At 43.1% G+C, this 19,236-nt stretch carries 16 protein-coding genes and 1 riboswitch; of the genes, 13 read left to right on the forward strand and 3 right to left on the reverse strand.

The window, feature by feature from the left end; all coding sequences use genetic code 11:
- Positions 1 to 19: 19 nt before the first annotated feature.
- The 13 genes from FCL54_RS14920 to FCL54_RS14980 all read left to right on the forward strand — a co-directional run bounded on the left by FCL54_RS14920 (position 20) and on the right by FCL54_RS14980 (position 16,156).
- Complete coding sequence (locus tag FCL54_RS14920; protein WP_138127531.1) at positions 20 to 853, forward strand: carbohydrate ABC transporter permease; 834 nt, start codon at positions 20 to 22, stop codon at positions 851 to 853.
- A gap of 30 nt (positions 854 to 883) precedes the next feature.
- Positions 884 to 2,665, forward strand: a complete 1,782-nt coding sequence (locus FCL54_RS14925) for a glycoside hydrolase family 66 protein (RefSeq protein WP_138127532.1) — start codon at positions 884 to 886, stop codon at positions 2,663 to 2,665.
- A 70-nt stretch (positions 2,666 to 2,735) separates the two neighbouring features.
- Positions 2,736 to 4,526 (forward strand): sensor histidine kinase, encoded by a 1,791-nt coding sequence (locus tag FCL54_RS14930; RefSeq protein ID WP_138127533.1) that lies wholly within the window; start codon positions 2,736 to 2,738, stop codon positions 4,524 to 4,526.
- Positions 4,519 to 6,057, forward strand: a complete 1,539-nt coding sequence (locus FCL54_RS14935; protein ID WP_138127534.1) for a response regulator transcription factor — start codon at positions 4,519 to 4,521, stop codon at positions 6,055 to 6,057. The genes FCL54_RS14930 and FCL54_RS14935 overlap by 8 nt, the downstream gene beginning before the upstream one ends.
- Before the next feature lie 25 nt (positions 6,058 to 6,082).
- Positions 6,083 to 7,345 carry an extracellular solute-binding protein gene (locus FCL54_RS14940; RefSeq protein ID WP_171016865.1) on the forward strand — a complete coding sequence of 421 codons (1,263 nt, stop codon included), beginning with the start codon at positions 6,083 to 6,085 and terminating at the stop codon, positions 7,343 to 7,345.
- Between the two features lie 15 nt (positions 7,346 to 7,360).
- A complete protein-coding gene (locus tag FCL54_RS14945) occupies positions 7,361 to 9,037 on the forward strand; it encodes a glycoside hydrolase family 13 protein (RefSeq protein ID WP_138127536.1) in 1,677 nt (558 codons plus the stop codon).
- A gap of 169 nt (positions 9,038 to 9,206) precedes the next feature.
- Positions 9,207 to 10,271 carry a Gfo/Idh/MocA family protein gene (locus tag FCL54_RS14950; RefSeq protein ID WP_138127537.1) on the forward strand — a complete coding sequence of 355 codons (1,065 nt, stop codon included), beginning with the start codon at positions 9,207 to 9,209 and terminating at the stop codon, positions 10,269 to 10,271.
- Between the two features lie 15 nt (positions 10,272 to 10,286).
- Positions 10,287 to 11,417, forward strand: a complete 1,131-nt coding sequence (locus FCL54_RS14955) for a Gfo/Idh/MocA family protein (protein ID WP_138127538.1) — start codon at positions 10,287 to 10,289, stop codon at positions 11,415 to 11,417.
- 19 nt (positions 11,418 to 11,436) lie between these two features.
- Complete coding sequence (locus FCL54_RS14960; protein WP_138127539.1) at positions 11,437 to 12,156, forward strand: ThuA domain-containing protein; 720 nt, start codon at positions 11,437 to 11,439, stop codon at positions 12,154 to 12,156.
- Positions 12,157 to 12,348: 192 nt separating this feature from the next.
- The gene (locus tag FCL54_RS14965; RefSeq protein ID WP_138127540.1) at positions 12,349 to 13,077 is read left to right on the forward strand and encodes a ZIP family transporter; all 729 of its coding nucleotides are present in this window, start codon (positions 12,349 to 12,351) and stop codon (positions 13,075 to 13,077) included.
- 204 nt (positions 13,078 to 13,281) lie between these two features.
- Entirely contained in the window at positions 13,282 to 13,881 is a 600-nt protein-coding gene (locus tag FCL54_RS14970; protein WP_138127541.1) for a hypothetical protein, read from the forward strand.
- Between the two features lie 129 nt (positions 13,882 to 14,010).
- Positions 14,011 to 14,088, forward strand: a riboswitch (ZMP/ZTP riboswitch).
- Between the two features lie 153 nt (positions 14,089 to 14,241).
- Positions 14,242 to 15,438, forward strand: coding sequence for a phosphoglycerate dehydrogenase (locus tag FCL54_RS14975; protein ID WP_138127542.1), 1,197 nt, complete (start codon positions 14,242 to 14,244; stop codon positions 15,436 to 15,438).
- Between the two features lie 280 nt (positions 15,439 to 15,718).
- Positions 15,719 to 16,156, forward strand: coding sequence for a VOC family protein (locus FCL54_RS14980; RefSeq protein ID WP_138127543.1), 438 nt, complete (start codon positions 15,719 to 15,721; stop codon positions 16,154 to 16,156).
- 217 nt (positions 16,157 to 16,373) lie between these two features.
- Here FCL54_RS14980 and FCL54_RS14985 read toward each other — a convergent pair whose 3' ends face one another.
- Genes FCL54_RS14985 through FCL54_RS14995 form a run of 3 tightly spaced genes read right to left on the reverse strand, consistent with a single transcriptional unit; the run spans position 16,374 to position 19,230 of the window.
- On the reverse strand, positions 16,374 to 17,030 hold the full coding sequence (locus FCL54_RS14985; RefSeq protein ID WP_138127544.1) for a helix-turn-helix transcriptional regulator: 657 nt from the start codon (positions 17,028 to 17,030) through the stop codon (positions 16,374 to 16,376).
- Entirely contained in the window at positions 17,027 to 18,244 is a 1,218-nt protein-coding gene (locus FCL54_RS14990) for a metal-dependent hydrolase family protein (protein WP_138127545.1), read from the reverse strand. The genes FCL54_RS14985 and FCL54_RS14990 overlap by 4 nt, the downstream gene beginning before the upstream one ends.
- A gap of 2 nt (positions 18,245 to 18,246) precedes the next feature.
- Entirely contained in the window at positions 18,247 to 19,230 is a 984-nt protein-coding gene (locus FCL54_RS14995) for a threonine ammonia-lyase (protein WP_138127546.1), read from the reverse strand.
- Between the last annotated feature and the right edge of the window lie 6 nt (positions 19,231 to 19,236).

Here is a 19,236-nt window from a genome sequence, read left to right on the forward strand (position 1 = left end):
CAGAGGAGGAGGAATTTAAATGAAGGGTAATATATTTGCGAAAATTATCGTCTATGCATTTTTGATATTAGGGCTTGTTGTCTTTATCACGCCGTTTATTTATATGGTGATGACCACCTTCATCGGTGATGCTTATTCTTTGCCTCGTCCGAATGAAGTATTTACGGCAGTGCCGAATCTCGATAACTATGAAACTGTTTGGAACAAGAATAACTTTTTCCGTTACTTTATGAACAGCTTGCTTGTTGCCGGTGTAGCCACGGTTGGAAGCGTGTTTCTTGGAGCACTTACAGCATACTCCTTTGTCCGTTTCACGTTTCCGGGTAAAGAGCTGCTGTTCAGGGTCTTCTTATTCACGATGATGATCCCGCTTGTATTGGCGATCGTTCCTCAGTTTACGGTTATTAAGAACCTTGGGCTTGTCAACACCTACTGGGGATTGTGGCTGTTGTATATCGGCGGCGGTGTAGTAGGCTCGACCTTCTTCCTGCGAGGGTTCTTTGAAACAGTACCTAAAGAACTCGAAGAATCTATTTTGATGGATGGCGGGGGGAACTGGACGATATTTAGAAGAATCTATCTTCCTTTATCAAAGCCTGCACTTGGTACGATGGCGATCTTCGCCTTCTCCGGAACGTGGGATGAGTATTTTGTCGCGTTGACGATCATTAAAGATGAAGCGATGAGAACGCTGCCGATCGCCTTGATGATGTTCCAGGGAAAATATGCAAGCAACTGGTCATGGATATTCGCGGCCTCCATCATCGCTATTCTTCCGGTCATCATCATCTATATCGTGTTCCAGAAGAAGTTCGTTCAAAGCGGCCATACGGATGGCGCTGTAAAAGGATAAGATTTTACTAATCAATCGAAGGAGAATTATATGAAAAAGGGAAGAAAATTAGCCATGTTCTTAAGTGTGACGATCGGGTTGAACGTACTTGCCGGTTGTACGGCATCAACCCCGATGTTCCGGGCAGACACGCTTCAACCAGGGGAACGGGTAGCATTTTTGAGCACGGATAAAGCCGCATATGCCCCGGGGGATAAAGTAACATTCGATCTTTCCCTGAAGGACAAGATCGAAGAAGGAAGTCTTCTTGTCCAGTATAAGCACTTAGAAGAAGAGGTCGAAAAAAAGGAAGTCAAAATCTCTGACGCTAAAGAGATCTCATGGGAGTGGACGCCAGAGAAAGATGACTTTACAGGATATATGGTCGAGGTATATGTGAAAGACGGCAAGGATATCGTAGACCACCAAAATGTAGCGGTCGATGTCTCATCCGATTGGAGCAAGTTTCCGAGGTACGGGTATCTTGCAGACTTTTTCCAGATGGATAAAGGAGAACAGCAGAAGACGATCGACAGGCTGAACCGTTTTCATATCAATGGTCTCCAGTTCTATGATTGGCAGTATAAGCATGAACAGCCGTTAAAGATGGAGAACGGTGAAGTCGCAGCATCCTGGCATGACATTGCCAATCGTGAAGTGTCTAAGCAGACAATAGAGAATTATATCTCATTGGCGCATGAAAAAAACATAAAAGCGATGAATTACAATTTATTGTTTGGAAGCTATGAAAATTATGAGGAAGAAGGTATCAAGAAGGAATGGGGAATTTACAGGGACCCTGATATGGGTGAACAGGATAAACATCCGCTCCCTGATTCCTGGGCAAGTGATATCTATCTCATGGATCCTTCTAATAAAGAGTGGCAAAACCATCTGATCAACGAAGAGAAGAAAGTGTTCGATCACCTGGCGTTTGACGGATGGCATGTTGATCAACTGGGTGACCGCGGGGTGTTGTGGAATGGGGAAGGACGTACGATCGACCTGGCACAGACATATGTTCCGTTTCTGGAAAAAGCTAGAGCCGATCTGCAAGTCGATTTTGTCATGAATGCCGTTTCCCAGTATGCGCAGGGATATATCGCTTCCCAGGCCCCGGTCGATTTCCTGTATTCGGAACTATGGGATGGGCATAAAACATATGACAGCTTAAAGACCGTAATCGATCAGAATTCAAAATACAGTAAAGGCAAGCTGAATACTGTCCTGGCTGCTTATATGAATTACGATTTATCCAATAGTGCCGGGGAATTTAATACACCGGGAGTATTGCTAACAAACTCTGTTATTTTTGCAGCAGGCGGGGCGCATCTGGAGCTCGGTGAAAACATGCTTTCCAAAGAGTATTTTCCTCATAAAAAATTAAAAATTTCAGATGCATTAAACAAACAGCTGATAGACTATTATGATTTCTCAGTAGCCTATGAAAACCTGCTGCGAGATGGTGCAGAAGAAATAGAGAAAGAAGTAACGATTGAAGGGCATGATGTAAACACAGCACCAGAACTTGGAGCGTTCTGGAGCTTTGCCAAACAAAAAGGCAAGCAGGATATCGTACAGCTAATCAACTTTACAGATGCAACATCTCTGGAATGGAGAGACAATACCGGTTCTCAAGCTGAGCCTTCTGTTAAAGAAGAACTTGAAGTAAAAGTTGGGACGAATGGAGAAGTTGATAAGATATGGGTAGCTTCACCGGATTTCTATCACGGTTCAGCCGAAGAACTCGATTTCAAGCAGAAGGGTGACCGGGTGGAATTCACATTGCCGTCCATTAAATATTGGGATATGGTAGTGATCGAGTACCAATAAATACAACTTGCTCTATAAGGGAACGCAAGATATGATAGTCTCAAACTACCGCGTAAAGAGGGATTAAAGGATGATTCACAACTTACTGCGAAAACGAATGGCTTCTAAAGTCATCGTTACTATATTTATTGTCAGTTTAATCCCGACTGTCTTTAATAGTTTGTTTTTCTATCGATCTGCCTCCAGTGTTGTAAAAGAAAATGTAAGAGAATCCTCTCTGCAGATCGCAAGGCAGGCAGCAGATTCTCTTTCATTTATTTTCTCAAATGGAAGTGATATGTCTGACCTGATATACAGTAATCAAAAAATCCAGAATATCGTGAAGGCAGACATTAATGGAACCGCTTCACCGGAAGAAATACAAGATAACCAGGAGTACATGACGTCTTTTCTAAATTCAAATATATATACGAGCTCTTTTGTCCGGATCATTTACATCTTGAAAGAAGAGGGGATGAGCTGGGGAAGCGGTACGTTTTCCTCCTATAAGCTGTCTATGTATGATATCGATCAAATGCCATGGGCAAAAAAATCGGTAAGTGCAGATGGGGAACTTGTATGGGGAAGGCTCCAATATGATAGACTAAGTGGCGCAGGAGAGAACACAGACCTTGTTCTCCCGATAACAAGAGTCCTGAAAGACTTTGATAACATGAACAACATCGCCTATGTGCAGGTCAGCCTGGATGGAAATGCAATTTTAGAAAAGATCGACCAAATTAAATTAGGGAAAACCGGACACTTTTTTGTTGTCGATGAAAATGCGGAAATCATGATAGACAGTGATCTTGATGTGATAGGAAAGCCGATCGGCAATGAAGATTTGAAAGATCAAATATTAAAGGGTCGGCAGGAATTTGAGTTTGATGAAAACGAAGTTCACCATTATGGTGTCATGCAGCCGATTGGGAATGGATGGTACATTGTCGGGGTAGTACCTGTTACCGAACTCACTGGTGAAGTTGTTTCCATGCAACACCTCATTTTCTTTGCATCTCTCATTTTTGGAATCCTGGCCATCCTCCTGGGGGTTATTCTCACAAGAAGGGTTACTGAACCGGTAAAAGTCCTGACGAAGCAGATGAAACTTGTTGGGGAAGGGGATTTCAACGTCCGCACAAAAGTAAGTTCCGTGGACGAGATCGGTATGATGAGTAATCAATTCAACCACATGATCAACCAGGTGGAAAATCTGTTGGAACGAGTGAAGGAAGAACAGGCACAAAAGCAGGAAGCAGAATTAAGGGCGATCAAGCACCGAATCAACCCGCACTTCCTGTTCAACACGCTTAGTACGATACGCTGGCTCGTCCAATTTAACCAAACGGAGAGGGCTAACACAGCACTTTCCGCTTTGTCAAAATTATTAGAAGGAAACATGGGGAAAACAGGAACTTTTATCTCCATCAAAGAAGAACTCGAACTGGTTGAAAATTTTATGGTGATCCTTCAAATCCGTTACCAGCAGAAATTTAACTTACAGACAGAGTTTGAAGAAGGGATCGAAAACTTTCAAATACCGCGAATGCTTCTTCAGCCGATCGTGGAAAACGCTATCTTCCATGGAATTGTTCCCACAGGTAAAGAAGGAACCGTTACGATCACTGGAATGAACATCCAGCATGGAGTGGTGTTGCAAATTGACGATGATGGAATAGGATTTGAAGAAGACATCCTTGAAAAAATCAATCAGGGCGCTGCACAGATCAACTCGTTTGTCGGGATTGGATTAAACCATGTATATGATTCTGTACGATTATATTACGACCCTCTCTCAAAAGTTGAAATCACTAGTACGTCAGAAGGGACAAGCGTAAAGTTGACCTTGATAACAAAACCCGGGGGTGGGGAAGATGTATAACGTAATGATTGTGGATGATGAACCGATCATACGCTTCGGATTGAAATCTTCTATCGACTGGGAAAAGGAAACCCTCCAGGTGATCGGGGATTTCCCGAATGGCAAACAGGCTCTGGAGGCTATGGAGACAGACTGCCATGTCGATATCTTGATCACCGATATTAAAATGCCTGTGATGGATGGCATTACTCTGATGAAAAAAGCGCTTGATATCAATCCAAAACTTAAGGTTGTCCTGGTCAGCAGCTATAACGAATTCGAATATGTGAGGGAAGGGCTTACACACGGGGCGATCGATTATATACTGAAGCCTACACTTGAGCCTGAAACATTATTAAAAACGGTACAAAAATGTGTCTCTAAAATTCATGAAGAGCAAAACATTGAGATGAAGCTGGAAAACGCTGAACGAACAAAAGTCCAGGCATCGCACAGGAAACTGGAACTAGAAATGAAAAAGATTCTGTTAAAGAACAAGAAGTCTATTGAAACGGAAGATATCGTCAGCATGTTCCAGGTGCCGCATAACATCATTCTTATCAAAATAAAAGAAAAGGACAAAGTGGACGAAGAATTCGGTTTTCTATACAAGAGCCTGATCTTTGAGGAAATCCAGGAACGATTCTATATGGAAACAGATGAAGGGGTATGCTTTCCGATCGGTGAGAATGAATTAGTCTGTTTCTTAAGAAAAACAACAGATTCTTTATCTTTGGCAACATCGATTAAAGAGAAGGTTGAAAAAGAAACATCGATCGAATTCATTTATGGATATGATGTCATCCGTGATCTCCATGACCTTGTAAGCGGATATCACCGTGCCCTTTCAGCATGCAGGCGGCATTTCTTCCATCATGAGAAGGATATTTTTAAGTACAGGCCAGCATTGGAAAAAGATGTGGAAGCTTTGTCCGTCAAAGGGCTGGAAGAACTTTTGCTAGACTCCAATGAAGAATCCCCTGGAAAAGTCATTCAAGAAAGATACCTTCTCTGGAGCGGTGAAACAATGACGCAGGCAAACATAAAAAGAGAAGCATCCAACATCCTGAAAGCACTCTTTTTAAAAAAGGTGGAACTTCCCGTATTGATGGAGAACCTTTCTAGGATAGATACTTCTTCCACGCTGGAGGAAGTATACAAATCCCTGATGGATGGGATTGAAGTGTGTAACCATTCCCTGTCGAATATCAATAGTAAACCTAATACTGACAATGAACTGCTCGATAAAGCGCTTCGATTTATCCATGCGCACTACACAGAAGAGATGACACTTCAAAGTGTAGCCGATCATATTCATATCAGCCGGAATTATTTCAGTATTCTCTTCAAGCGTTTGATGGAACAAAACTTTATTGACTATGTGATCGATCTCCGTATAAATAAGGCAAAGGAATTATTAGTAGAAACCTCTATGAAAGTATATGAGGTAGCAAGCGATGCAGGATTTAACGATGTGAAATATTTCAGTAAATTGTTTAAAAAAATTACCGGCCACTCGCCTGGAGATTACAGATCGACCTATGTTAAGTAAAAAGAAATGGAAAGGGTTTCAGATTATGCTTCGATTCCAACTATCGCTGTTCGTTGTTACTGTGTTTTTCATTGCAGGTTGTACGAATCAAAGGATCATTGAAAATAACGACCCGGAACCCATTTTAAAAGAAGATTCGAAGGAACAGATCGAAATCTGGCATACCTATAGTGATGAGGAAACGAGAATATTCGAGAATGAAGTCATTCCGTTGTTTGAGGAAGAATTTCCGGATATTGAGATAAAGCCGGTGCGGCAGCCGCATAATGAGCAATTGATGTCAGCATTGATCTCCAGAGCTTCAGTCAATCGCACGCCGGATATTATTAGGATGGATATTACATGGCTTCCCAAGTTCGCGGATCTTAAGTTATTGTACCCAGTGAGTGATTTCGATGATTTTGAAGAGATAAAAGACCGTTTTTATCTCCCTCCGCTGGAATCAAACCGGTATGAAGATAGCTATTATGGACTGCCGCTTAATACCAATACGAAAGCAGCCATCTATAATAGAGATACCGTAGAGCGGCTCGGATTGAAAGATTTGCCGGATACGATGGATGAGTTGCTTGAAATCATAGAAGAGCATAATCTTACGCTCGGAATCAGTGACGTATCTCCGTGGAATAGTTTACCTTATTTCTACGGGCTTGGCGGGAAATTGTTGAGCCCCCAGTTTACGCAGGCTTCCGGTTATTTTGACAGTGAGGAAAGTGTGGCAGCGGTGAAGAAGCTTGTACAACTCTATAACAATGGAAATCTTCCTCAGGAATTATTGGGAGGTTATCCTGCGACATGGCAAAATGTTAGAGCTGGAAAGTATTTTATGATTGACGAAGGTCCCTGGTTTTACAGTGTCCGTACGATGTATGATATTAAGCTGCTGAAAGAACAAACCATCTCAGCACCTTTTCCGAGCAATACTGTATACACCTCAGTGCTCGGGGGAGAGAATGCCGTCATAACAAGAGGGTCCGCGCATCGTGAAGCAGCCTGGACATTTATCAAGTGGATGACGACGGAAACACCGCAGAGGTTATTGCTGACAGCGGGAGTGCTGCCTACAAACAAGAACGTCGAGATGGCGAAAATCGTTAAAGATTACCCCTTTTATGAAAGTTATATTAAAAGTATCGATAAGACATTTCTGAGGCCGCCTGTGCCTGAATGGAATGAGATCAATTCCATCTATACCGAATATTTTATCCGGATTTTTTCAGGGAAAATAAGTGCAGAAGAAGGTTTAAAACGAGCGGCAGAAGAGATAGATAAACTGCTAGCTCCATAGAAAGGGAGTAGACCGATGAACAAGAAATGGTGGAAAGAAAGCGTAGTATATCAAATTTACCCAAGAAGTTTCAATGACAGTAACGGAGATGGAATAGGAGATCTAAAAGGAATTACGTTAAAGCTTGATTATTTAAAAGAACTTGGCATCGATGTTGTATGGCTGTCTCCGGTCTATAAATCTCCTAATGATGATAACGGATATGATATTAGTGATTATCAGGACATTATGGATGAGTTCGGAACGATGAAAGATTGGGAGGAATTATTGGACGGCCTCCACAGCCGTGGAATGAAACTGATGATGGACCTTGTTGTCAATCACTCGTCTGATGAACATAACTGGTTCGTTGAGTCCCGTAAATCAAAAGATAACGAGTACAGGGATTACTATATCTGGCGCCCTGGAAAAGATGGCGAGGAGCCGAACAACTGGACGTCATTTTTCAGTGGTTCCGCCTGGCAGTATGATGAACAGACAGAAGAATATTTCCTTCATCTTTTCAGTAAAAAGCAACCTGACCTTAACTGGGAAAATCCAGTACTAAGAAAAGAAATCTATAACATGATGACATGGTGGCTTGAAAAAGGTGTCGATGGTTTCCGCATGGATGTGATCAACTTGATCTCAAAGGCAGACGGATTGCCGAGTGCTCCCGGTGGCAAAAGATATGATTGGGGCGGGGAGTTTTTCATGAACGGCCCCCGCGTCCATGAATATTTGCAGGAAATGAACAGGGAAGTCCTTTCAAAATATGATATGATCACGGTCGGCGAATGCCCTGGTGCATCACCTGAGGATGCAGCCCGTTATGCGAATGATGAAGGAACAGAGTTGAATATGATCTTCACGTTCGAACATATGGATCTTGATTCTGGGCCCGGAGGAAAGTGGAATGTGAAACCATGGAAGCTGGCTGATTTGAAACAGGTTATGACCAAGTGGCAGAAAGAGCTGGAAGGCCGTGGATGGAACAGCCTTTACCTGAATAACCATGACCAGCCGAGGATGGTTTCCCGCTTCGGAAACGATACCGAATATCGAGTGGAATCCGCGAAAATGCTGGGCACATTCCTTCATATGATGCAGGGGACTCCATATATCTACCAGGGAGAAGAACTTGGTATGACGAATGTAAGATTCGACTCCCTTGAAGACTATAACGATATCGAGATCCATAACATGTACAGGGAAAAGGTAATAGAAGGCAATGAAGACCATGACAAAATTATGAATGCGATCTATATAAAAGGACGGGATAACGCTCGGACTCCGATGCAATGGGATGACAGCAAAAACGCAGGATTTACGACCGGGACGCCATGGCTGAAGGTTAATCCTAACTACAGGGAAATCAATGCAGAAAATGCATTGAAAGATCCTGATTCTATCTTTTCTTATTACCAGAAGCTGATCAAGCTTCGCAAAGAGCATGAAATCATTGTTTATGGTACCTATGATCTTATTCTGGAGGACCATCCTTCTATCTATGCCTATACTCGTACGCTGGAAGACGAGAAACTAGTTGTGATATGTAACTTCACTGGTGAAGAAGCAACTTTCAGGCTGCCTGAAAATATCACCTATAACTCTGCAGAAGTACTGATTGAAAACTATCGATTTGAAGAAAATGATAGTCTTTCTTCTCTAGATTTGAAGCCATATGAGACAAGAGTATACCTTTTAAAATAGTGAAAGAAGATAACAGGCGGCAAGTCCAATGGATTTGCTGCCTTTTTTGTGTTCTATCTAAGAATTAGTGTTTTATATTCCTGAGAAGGTGTCTTTAATTAAGCGTTTACATTTTCCTTGTTTTCCTCCTCAACGGTTCCTTTTACAATATAGGAAAAGGGGGATTATCATGATTAAAAATGATGTGATAAAGATCGGATTGATCGGTCTAGGCGGAATGGCCAATGCCCATCGCACGATGATTTCAGAGCTAGACCAGCTGGATATCGGTACGCTTTGCGATGTGAATGAGGAATTGTTGAATACGGTAGGTGACAAAGAAGGCATCGACCAAAAGAAACGCTTCAATGATATGGAAGCGCTTATATCAGATGGTGATGTGGATGCGGTGATCTCAATCGTTCCAAACCATCTTCATGCTAAAGTGATCGAGTTATGTATCAAACATCAGAAGCCGATCCTCGCTGAAAAGCCTTTTACGTTGAATTTTGAAGAAGCAGAAGAACTGAAGATGCGTTATGAAAAGCAACCGATTCCGTGCATGGTCGGATTTTCTTATCGCTATACGCCTTCGTTCCGGTATGCCAGGGAGCTTATTCAGCAAGGAAAGATCGGCCGGGTCCGCCATGTTGCGGTCCGTTATCTGCAATCGTTCGGTGCCCCGATCTATGAGATGCCATTTGTATGGCGATTCGATAAACCATACACAGGAACAGGGGCGCTTGGTGACCTCGGAGCGCATATGATCGATATCGCTCGTTATATGATCGGGGAATTCCAGTCTGTTTCCGCTATGATGGATACCTTTGTTCATGAAAGGAAAAGTCCAGTGAGCGGGGAAATGAAGGAAGTCCAGGTTGATGACTATGCGAGTTTTATGGCAGTTCTCGATAACAATATTCCTGCCAACTTTATCACGACAAGAAATGCTATCGGTTCAGGCAATCAGCATGAAGTGACCGTTTACGGAGATTTAGGAACGCTCCATGTGAACTGTGAACGTCCTTATGAAATCGATATATGCATCATCGAAAACAAAGAAGAGGGTGCAAGTTTTGTAACGAAGAAGGTTTCAGATAAATATAAAAGGCAGCAGCTGCAGGACTTTGCTGATTTAGTGGCAGGAGCTAAACAAGAAGGAACCCCTGATTTCTATGACGGCTATCAAAATCAGAAGGTTCTTGAGCGGATCATCGAATCGGCGGAAAGTGGCCGCATGATTCAAATAGATTAAGAAGGGGATGGTTACATGGTTGAAACCAGGTTGAAGATCGGGATAGCTGGCGCGGGTTCATTTACAGAACTATGGTATCTTCCTATTCTTGAACAACATCCGAACATCCAACTCCAGGCTATTTGCAGTGCCAGTGGAACCAGTGCTAGTAGATTGGCGGAGAAATATAACATCCAGAAGAGCTATCAATCTTACAAAGAGATGCTGGAAAAGGAAGACCTGGACGGGCTGTGCATCGTCACCCCGAATGAATCCCATATGGAAATCGCGATAGAAGCCTGCAGAAGGGGAATCCATGTTATCTGTGAAAAGCCGCTGGCGATGGATCAGGAGGAAGCGAGATCGATGCTGGAGGCTGCTCAACAAAATAACATCGTTCATGCGGTCAACTTTACGTATAGAGAGAATACGGCTGTTAAAAAACTGAGAGAAATGCTGGAAAACGGTAAGATCGGCCAGGTCTATGAAGGAAGATTTCAGTACACAGGTGCATATGGCCTTGCGGGTCCTCCTGGTTGGCGCGGCACAAGAGCCATTGGAGGAGGCGGTGGTGTTCTCGCTGATCTGGGATCCCACTTGATCGATTTGGTTCAATATGTTTTACAGGAAAATATCGAGAGCGTGCAAGCTTCTCTTTCCTATCTTCACGAGGGGAAATTAAAAGGGTTCCATGACATGAAGGAGAGCGACCAATCGGTTGATTCTGCCTTTTTCAAAGCCAGGTTCCCATCCGGCATTCATGGTTCCTTTTTTACAAGCTGGATCGCTTCCCAGGGAAACAGGAACCAGACGATAGAGTTGTCTTTTAACGGCAGCGAAGGGGCGATCCAGCTTCTCTCAAGTGAATTGGGCATTCAGCTGCAGTATGCGACAGGGAACGGGAGCTGGAAGGAAGTTGCTGTCGAAGGCGTCCAGAAATGGGAAGATGATGCGGAACCTGCTGAAGAACGATTCCGTCCCTGGCGCCTGACAGAGTCTAACGAAATCTGGAAGTGGGCCGATCGAATTATCGAAAGCAAAGCGAAGGATCAAGCGGTAAACGGAAATATGCCAGATTTCAAAGACGGCTATGAGGTTCAAAAGGTCATCGACGGAGTGTTGGAATCAGCGGATCTAGAAAAAAAGATTTTAGTAGATAAGAAATAAAACCAGAGGAGTGTTCAACATGATCAAGGTAACGATATGGAATGAAAATCGTCATGAACAAAAAAATCCTGATGTGCAGGAAATTTACCCGGATGGAATCCATCAAGCGTTAGCGTCTTTCTTAAAAGAGGACTTTGAAGTAAAGACAGCCACATTGGATGAGCCGGAGCATGGACTGACAGAGGAAGTGTTATCTGAGACAGATGTATTGGTCTGGTGGGGACATCTCGCACATGACGAAGTAAGCGATGAGATCGTAGAAAGAGTGAAGAACAGGGTCCTGGACGGCATGGGATTCATCCCGTTGCACTCGGCACACGGCAGTAAAATCTTCCACGTGCTGATGGGGACAAGAACCGGAGAATTAAAATGGCGGGAAGCGGACGATAAAGAAAGAATATGGATAGTAGACGAAAGCCATCCGATCGCAGACGGGCTTCCGGAAATGATCGAAATTGAGAAAGAAGAAATGTACGGGGAAAGATTCGGAATCCCGCAGCCGGAAGAATTAATCTTCATCAGCTGGTTCTCCGGCGGCGAAGTGTTCAGAAGCGGTTGTACGTACAAACGGGGGAAAGGGAAGATCTTTTATTTCAGGCCTGGGCACGAAACCTACCCGACCTACTACCAAAAAGAGATTCAAAAGGTTATCAGCAACGCCGTGAAATGGGCAGCTCCGAATAAAAAGAGCCCGGAGATAAAACTGGGAAACGTCGAGCCGTTAGAAGTTATTAAATAGAGAGTAATGAAAGACTGTTGAAACTTTGTTTCAACAGTCTTTGGTCTAGATTGTAAAAAACTTAGACGAGTAGTGGCCACCTTTTAGGAAAGGTGGCCTAATTATTAGTTTGAGTGCCATCAAAGTCAAACTCGTTTTATCCCAACTCTTTAAGGTTATATACCTATTAAAACAGGATAAAAGGAGTCTGTCATGTTATTGCTAAGTTTTATTTTTGTAATCGTTTTTTCACTCATACACTTTTTCTCTAAAAATATGAGATTCATCACTTATATTCCCCGCAGTAAATACTTGTCGGTTGCCGGAGGGGTAGCGGTGGCTTATGTCTTTTTGCATTTGCTGCCGGAGATCAGCGAATCGCAGAAAACGTTTGAGGGGTCGGAAAAAGGGGCGATGGGATACCTGTCCAATCATGCCTATTTGTTCGCGTTGGCGGGGCTGTTTCTTTTTTATGCGCTTGACCGTATGGTGAAAACCGCTAAGAAAAGGGATGATAAGAATCCTGAGAGAGCAGATTCAAGCGTGTTCTGGATCCATATTTCTTCGTTTTTTGTTTACAATGCATTGATCGGTTATTTGTTAGTAAGGGACAACCCTGATAGTGTCCAGGGGATGGTTCTTTATTTCATTGCGCTGGTTGTCCATTTTGTAACGGTAGACCATAACCTGAGGGTTGACCATCGCGATGCATACGATAAATATGGAAGATGGCTCCTCTCGGCTGCGATTATAGTGGGCTGGGTAATCGGTGTATTTACGGAAGTCAGTGAATTCCTGCTTTCCATGTTGGTAGCATTCCTTGGAGGCAGTATCATCCTGAATGTTATCAAAGAAGAGTTGCCGGAAGAAAGAAAGAGCAGTATTGGGGCGTTCGCGATCGGGGTTATTTCCTATTCGGCTTTGCTGCTATTGATAAAATGACTCTAGAGAACGAAAAAGAGAATCCTTTTCCTTTCAATCCATTATGATTGTCTGTCATTTGTCTGTTTCGATAGGTGACAGGCAGTTTTTTTATGAAAGAAAAGCAACACCACTCTATAATACCTGTGTGATAAAATAACGATAGGGAAAAATTTACAAGTGGTCGTGATGTCTTCAAAGATAGATTGCAGAAGGGGAATTTGGATGGTACGGAAATATAGTGGGAATTGGAAATCGTTTTCTGTTTTTACACTTGTTGTTAGTTTAATAGTTGGTTATTTTTCGGTTTTATCTGATAACCTGCCATACATGGGGAATGGTGTTACAGTTTCGGAGTTTATCGTTTCCTATTTTGCGGTAATGATTAATTCACTGCCGATGTGGTTTATTTATGCGATGGTGGCAGGTGGCCTTTTTGGAAGAAATCTAAAGCAAGGTGTTATATTCGGCACAGTTTATACTGTCTTTGCAATATCCGTATACTTTGTTATGAGTAATATTTTGATTATTTCGGAAGGAACGGTAGTTGGTGAAACACAGATCAGTACATATATGATATGGTTTGCGGCTTCGCTTGTAGGTGGATCTGTTGGCGGTGGAGTAGGTTTTCTTGTAAAAAGAAACGCTTTTGCTTTACTGGTTGTTCCAGCTGGGTTACTGTTGCAGTTGTTTATAAATGGTCCCCCAAGCTGGCGAGATATAGTCGGTATCGCGCAAAATGTTACGTATTGTGTCATGATTGTAGGAATCTTCGCTTTAATAGCGATAAATGCCACGAAGAACAGGAATAGTGTAACTTCTTAAATGATAGTAACTTTGAGCATATGTCCTGTTTTTATAAATGTCAATTAGAGAGAACAGTAAACTTTACAAAAAACTTTGAGATTACAGGTTGAAGGCTGCGTGGTAGTCTGTTAAAATAAAACAAAATTAAAGGCTATGTGTAACTGGCGCACGCGGATTACCGCGAGGGAGCACATAGTTTCGAAGTCGTTCGCCTGGGCAGAGGTAAGGGATCTATGATCCCTTGCCTCTTTCTGTATATTTGGAGGGGATAATAGCTGATCCATAACTTCAAAATGTTTCTCGGATGGTAGGTACCTTTGTTTAGTGATTTGGATTCAGGAGTGAGAAAGAACATAAACAGAAAGAGGGGAAACCATTATGAGCACAACAGTATTAGAGAAAGTGAAAAACATCAAAGTGTTGAACAACATCGCAGAGAACGGCCTGAACGTCTTCAAGGATAAGTATAGGGTAGATAGTGATTCAGACAATCCCGATGCTATTCTTGTTCGAAGTGCTAACATGCACGCGATGGATTTTGGCCCTGAGTTAAAAGCGATCGCAAGGGCCGGAGCCGGTGTGAACAATATTCCGGTCGACAGATGTACGGATACAGGTATCGTCGTTTTTAATACGCCTGGCGCGAATGCGAACGCTGTAAAAGAACTTGTCCTGACGTCACTGATGGCTTCATCCCGTAACCTTTTCGATGGTGTGGCATGGGCGAAGACATTAGAAGATGAAGGAGACCAGATTCCAAAGCTTGTAGAAGCAGGAAAGAAGAATTTTGTTGGAAAAGAGATCAAAGGCAAAACACTCGGTGTCATCGGCCTTGGTTCGATCGGAATGCTTGTAGCGAACGATGCGCTTGATTTAGACATGGATGTTATCGGATATGACCCGTTCATCTCGGTTGATACAGCCTGGAACCTGTCTCGCAACGTGCAGCGCGCGATGTCGCTCGAAGAGGTTTTTGCTTATTCTGATTATATTACGGTCCACGTTCCTTTCACGGATAAAACAGGAGGAATGTTTAACAAAGAAGTGTTCAATATCATGAAGCCTGGCGTTCATATTCTGAACTTCTCACGCGGGGAGCTTGTGGATGAAAACGATATGGCAGTTGCCCTTGAAAGTGGAAAAGTCGGAAAGTATATCACTGACTTCCCGAATGAAAATGTGTTGAAGATGAAAAACGTCGTGCCGATCCCGCATCTTGGTGCTTCGACAAGTGAATCAGAGGAAAACTGTGCGATCATGGCAGCCCGCCAGGTGAAGGATTTTCTGGAAACAGGAAACATCCGGAACTCCGTCAATTTCCCGAATGCTTCCATTCCATATACAGGGAAGCGCCGTGTTACAGCTTTCCATCAAAACGTCCCGAACATGGTCGGTCAAATGACTTCAGCCATCTCAAGCTTTGATCTAAACATCGCGGACATGGTGAACAGAAGCCGCGGGGAATACGCCTACACGATGATCGATATTGAAAATGAGGTCGATGGAGATAAGGTCTTGAGATTGGAAGAACAGGTCAAAGAAATTAACGGGGTCGTTACGACTCGGGTAATATAACAGAAAGAATCTGGCTTTGATTGAAAGAACTAGAACATATTATGGAGATATTTTTTAGGTAACGGGTCTGTTTTGATGTACAAAAACAAAAAAAAATTGTTTTAGAGTCTGATTTAGCTAATAAATCAGACTCTTTGTTTTTTTCTTGTAATTGCTGATTTGTTGTAACTAGTAACTACAGCATTGTTAAAGAAGGATATCTTTCTCTGAAATAGAATTTCAAATAAACCATACACGGATACAGGTGTTGAAAATAACAGGAACTTAGGAGGTATGGAATATGAAGATCAATAGAATAGATCATGTGAGTATTAACGTAAATGATCTTTCAGAGGCTAAAGCGTTTTTTCTTGATTTAGGACTTGAAGTGAAAGTGGAATGGGAATTGGATGGAGAACAGTTGGACAGAATAGTTGGGCTTGATAATGTTAAAACGTCGTGTGTAGGATTGGGGATGCCAAATGGTCACGCATGGATAGAGTTAGTGAAATTTTATACGCCAACAGACGCAAAAGGTATTGAGCAACCTTTTGCAAATACGCTGGGTATTCGGCATATTTGTTTTGCTGTTGAAGATATTGAAGCTATTGTTGCTAAGTTGAAAAAGAAAGGCACAGAAATCTTTAGTGAGATACAGCAATATGAAGGAAATTATAAGTTATGCTACGTTCGTGGCCCAGAGGGAATTATTTTAGAGTTGGCGGAGAAAATCAGATAAATATTGAGTGGGACTTTAAATGAATTCCATCTCCAACTTTACATGTTTTTGTTAAACTATTGGGATCTTTCGTTAAGAAGAATAATAAAACAGCTTGATTCACACTCAAAATACCACCGAAAAAACGGTGGTTTATTTTGGTGGTATTTAAGATGAAAAGTTGTTTTTTCTAAGATGTTACCGCTACAAAACAACATCTTGAGAAACTCAACTATTATTAATCAACCTCTTTAGCAGCTTTATCCAGATAGTTATACATCGTATACTTGGATATTTTCAGAAGATCGGCCACGGTCTGTACGGCTCCTTTGATAAGAAACAGACCTTTATCATCCAGGTAAGAAATGAACTTTTCACGTTCCACCTTATCCATGAGCGAGATCGGCTTTCCGATTTTATCGATCGCTTCGTTGATAAGCTGTTCCTGTAAATCATTGATGGATGGAGAGAACTCTTCTTGTTTCTGGTTAGCCGGTTCGATCGAGATCAAATTCTCGATGATCGAATTAGCTACTCTTAAGTAAGCGGTATCGATATTGATGCACAGGCAGCCAATGATGTTTCCAGCCTCATCTCTTATAATCATCGAACTGGATTTGATGGGCTTTTGAAGATGGGACGTATTGGAATAGTTTATGAGATTATCTTCGCCGTTCAGTCCCTTTTTAATGATTTCTAGTCCAAGGTTAGTGATCGGGGAACCGACTTTTCTCCCTGTCACATGGCCGTTAAAAATAGCGATGATCGAAGAAGAATAGTCTGTGAGGTCATGGAGAACTACCTCACAGAAGTCGCCAAAGGTCTTTGCGATCCCTTCAGCTACTGAGATATAAGGTTTTAACAAAGGATGTATCGTTTGTTTTTCAGTTATCATGTGCTCAACTCCACTCGTTGGGATGATGTAACTTTTTCTTGTTTGTAGACAGCCTTTCCGCCGAGGAATACTGATCTGATCTCTTTTAACTTTACGATATCTTCCAGCGGATTACCATCTACAAGAATGATATCGGCTTTTTTCCCTTTTTCTAAAGACCCGATGAGTTGTTCGGCCTTAACGGTTCTGGCAGCAGTTATCGTGGCAGATTGGATTGCTTCTAGATTGGTCATTCCTTCGTTTACATACAGCGCAAGTTCATCTGCCAGTAAGCCGGGATAGTTGTAAGGTGTACCGGCGTCTGTTCCCGCTGCGATCGGGATACCTGCAGCATGAGCCATCTTGAAGCTTACGCGGTGGTCTTCGATCAGCTCTTTTACCTGTTCGATCATGTACGAAGGGATGCCTTCTGTATGGTCAAGAATAAGCGTAGGTGCGATTAACGTAGGGACAACGAACGTGCCTTTTTCTTTCATTAGAGTAACAGCTTCCTCATCGAGAAGGTAAGCATGTTCGATCGTCGTAACGCCTGCCCGGATCGCATTTTTGATTCCCTCGTTTCCGATCGCATGCGCAGCAGTGGTCTTGTTTGCGTTTCGTGCTTCCTGGCAGGCACAGCTTAGTTCCTGTTCGCTTAACTGAGTGGAACCTGGTTCATTTCCTTCTGTCAGAACTCCGCCTGTCGCCATGAGCTTCAACAGGTCGGCGCCTTCCTTAAGCTGTGACCTTGCAGCCTTTCTGATTTCTGCTTCCCCATCAGCTTCGATCGCCATCACGTGGCCATGGCCGCCAGTCATGACAATCGGACGCCCTGCAGCAAATATTCTTGGTCCAGTCGCCTGGCCGGCTTCAATGGCCTTTCGGTACTTGATGTCCGCGTTGTAACGGGTACCGAGATTCCGGACAGTCGTGATCCCGTTTTTCAAAAATTCCTGTCCCTGTTTTCGTGCGAGGTGGGCTGTCTGGGATTCATCATCCTGTGCGATCTGTTTAAAAGGATCTGGTGAACAATCCATCCCAAGATGCACATGACAGTCGATGAGACCGGGTAGCGCTGTAAGCCCAGCACCGTCGATCACTTCAACGTCAGCTCCCGTTTCGATTTGAAGGTCGTACTCGAGAATTCCAGACTCGTCGAACAGGATCTCACCATTTTCGATTACTTCATCACCGGCACAGGTAACCAGCCTGATATTCGTAATCTTTGTTTTCATCCTCATACCCCCGCATAGGTTTTTTCATTGTATTTCTGGATGAGTGCCTGGTAGAGTTCGAAACTGATATTACCGCCGCTCACCATCACGATGACTTTTTTATTTTTAAGGTTTGTATGATGATAAAGCATTGCTGAGATTGCTGCTGCACCTGAAGGCTCGACGACAAGCTTTGCTCTTTCAGCAAGAAAAGCGACAGAGTTGGCGATTTCTTCTTCGGAAACGAGAACAAGATCGTCCACATATTTCTCAGTATGTGCGAAGGTTAAATCGCCTGGCTTCTTGGCCATCAAGCCGTCAGCTATCGTATTGACTTCTACTTCTGTCGGCGTTCCCATTTTACGGGAGGTATACATGGCAGTAGCACCCTCTGTGTTAACGCCGATCACCTTTATCGTAGGTTTCAGTTCTTTAACGGCTGCAGCGACTCCGGAGATCAGTCCGCCTCCGCTGACAGGGACGATGATCGCATCTGCTTCCGGAAGTTCCTCAAGCACTTCAAAACCGATCGTTCCCTGTCCGGCGATTGTAAACGGATCATCAAATGGGTGGATCATGGCGCGTCCTTCTTCTTCTTTGATCTGGAGCGCCTTGTTGAACATTGCGATAGAGTCTGTTCCGTATTCGATCGCTTCTGCGCCATATTGCTGTGTGATCGCGTTTTTCTTGCTCAGTACAGGGTTCTCGGGCATGATGACTGTCGCTTTGATCCCTGCCTGCTGGGCGGCATATGCGGTTCCGGCTCCGTGGTTCCCTGCCGAAAAGGCAACGACACCGTTTGCTTTCTCTTCTTCGCTGAGGTTGGCGATTTTATTATAGGCACCGCGGATTTTAAAGGATCCAGTCTTTTGAAGGTTTTCAGGCTTTAGATAGATCTGATTTCCAGAGATATCTGAAAAAGTCTTAGAGTATTGAAGGGGAGTTTGGTTAATAACACCAGCAAGGTTAGCACGGGCTTGTCTAATTTCATTCAATGTAACGATCACGTTTAA

It is taken from the genome of Exobacillus caeni (assembly GCF_005747095.1).
Lineage (GTDB): Bacteria > Bacillota > Bacilli > Bacillales > Guptibacillaceae > Exobacillus > Exobacillus caeni.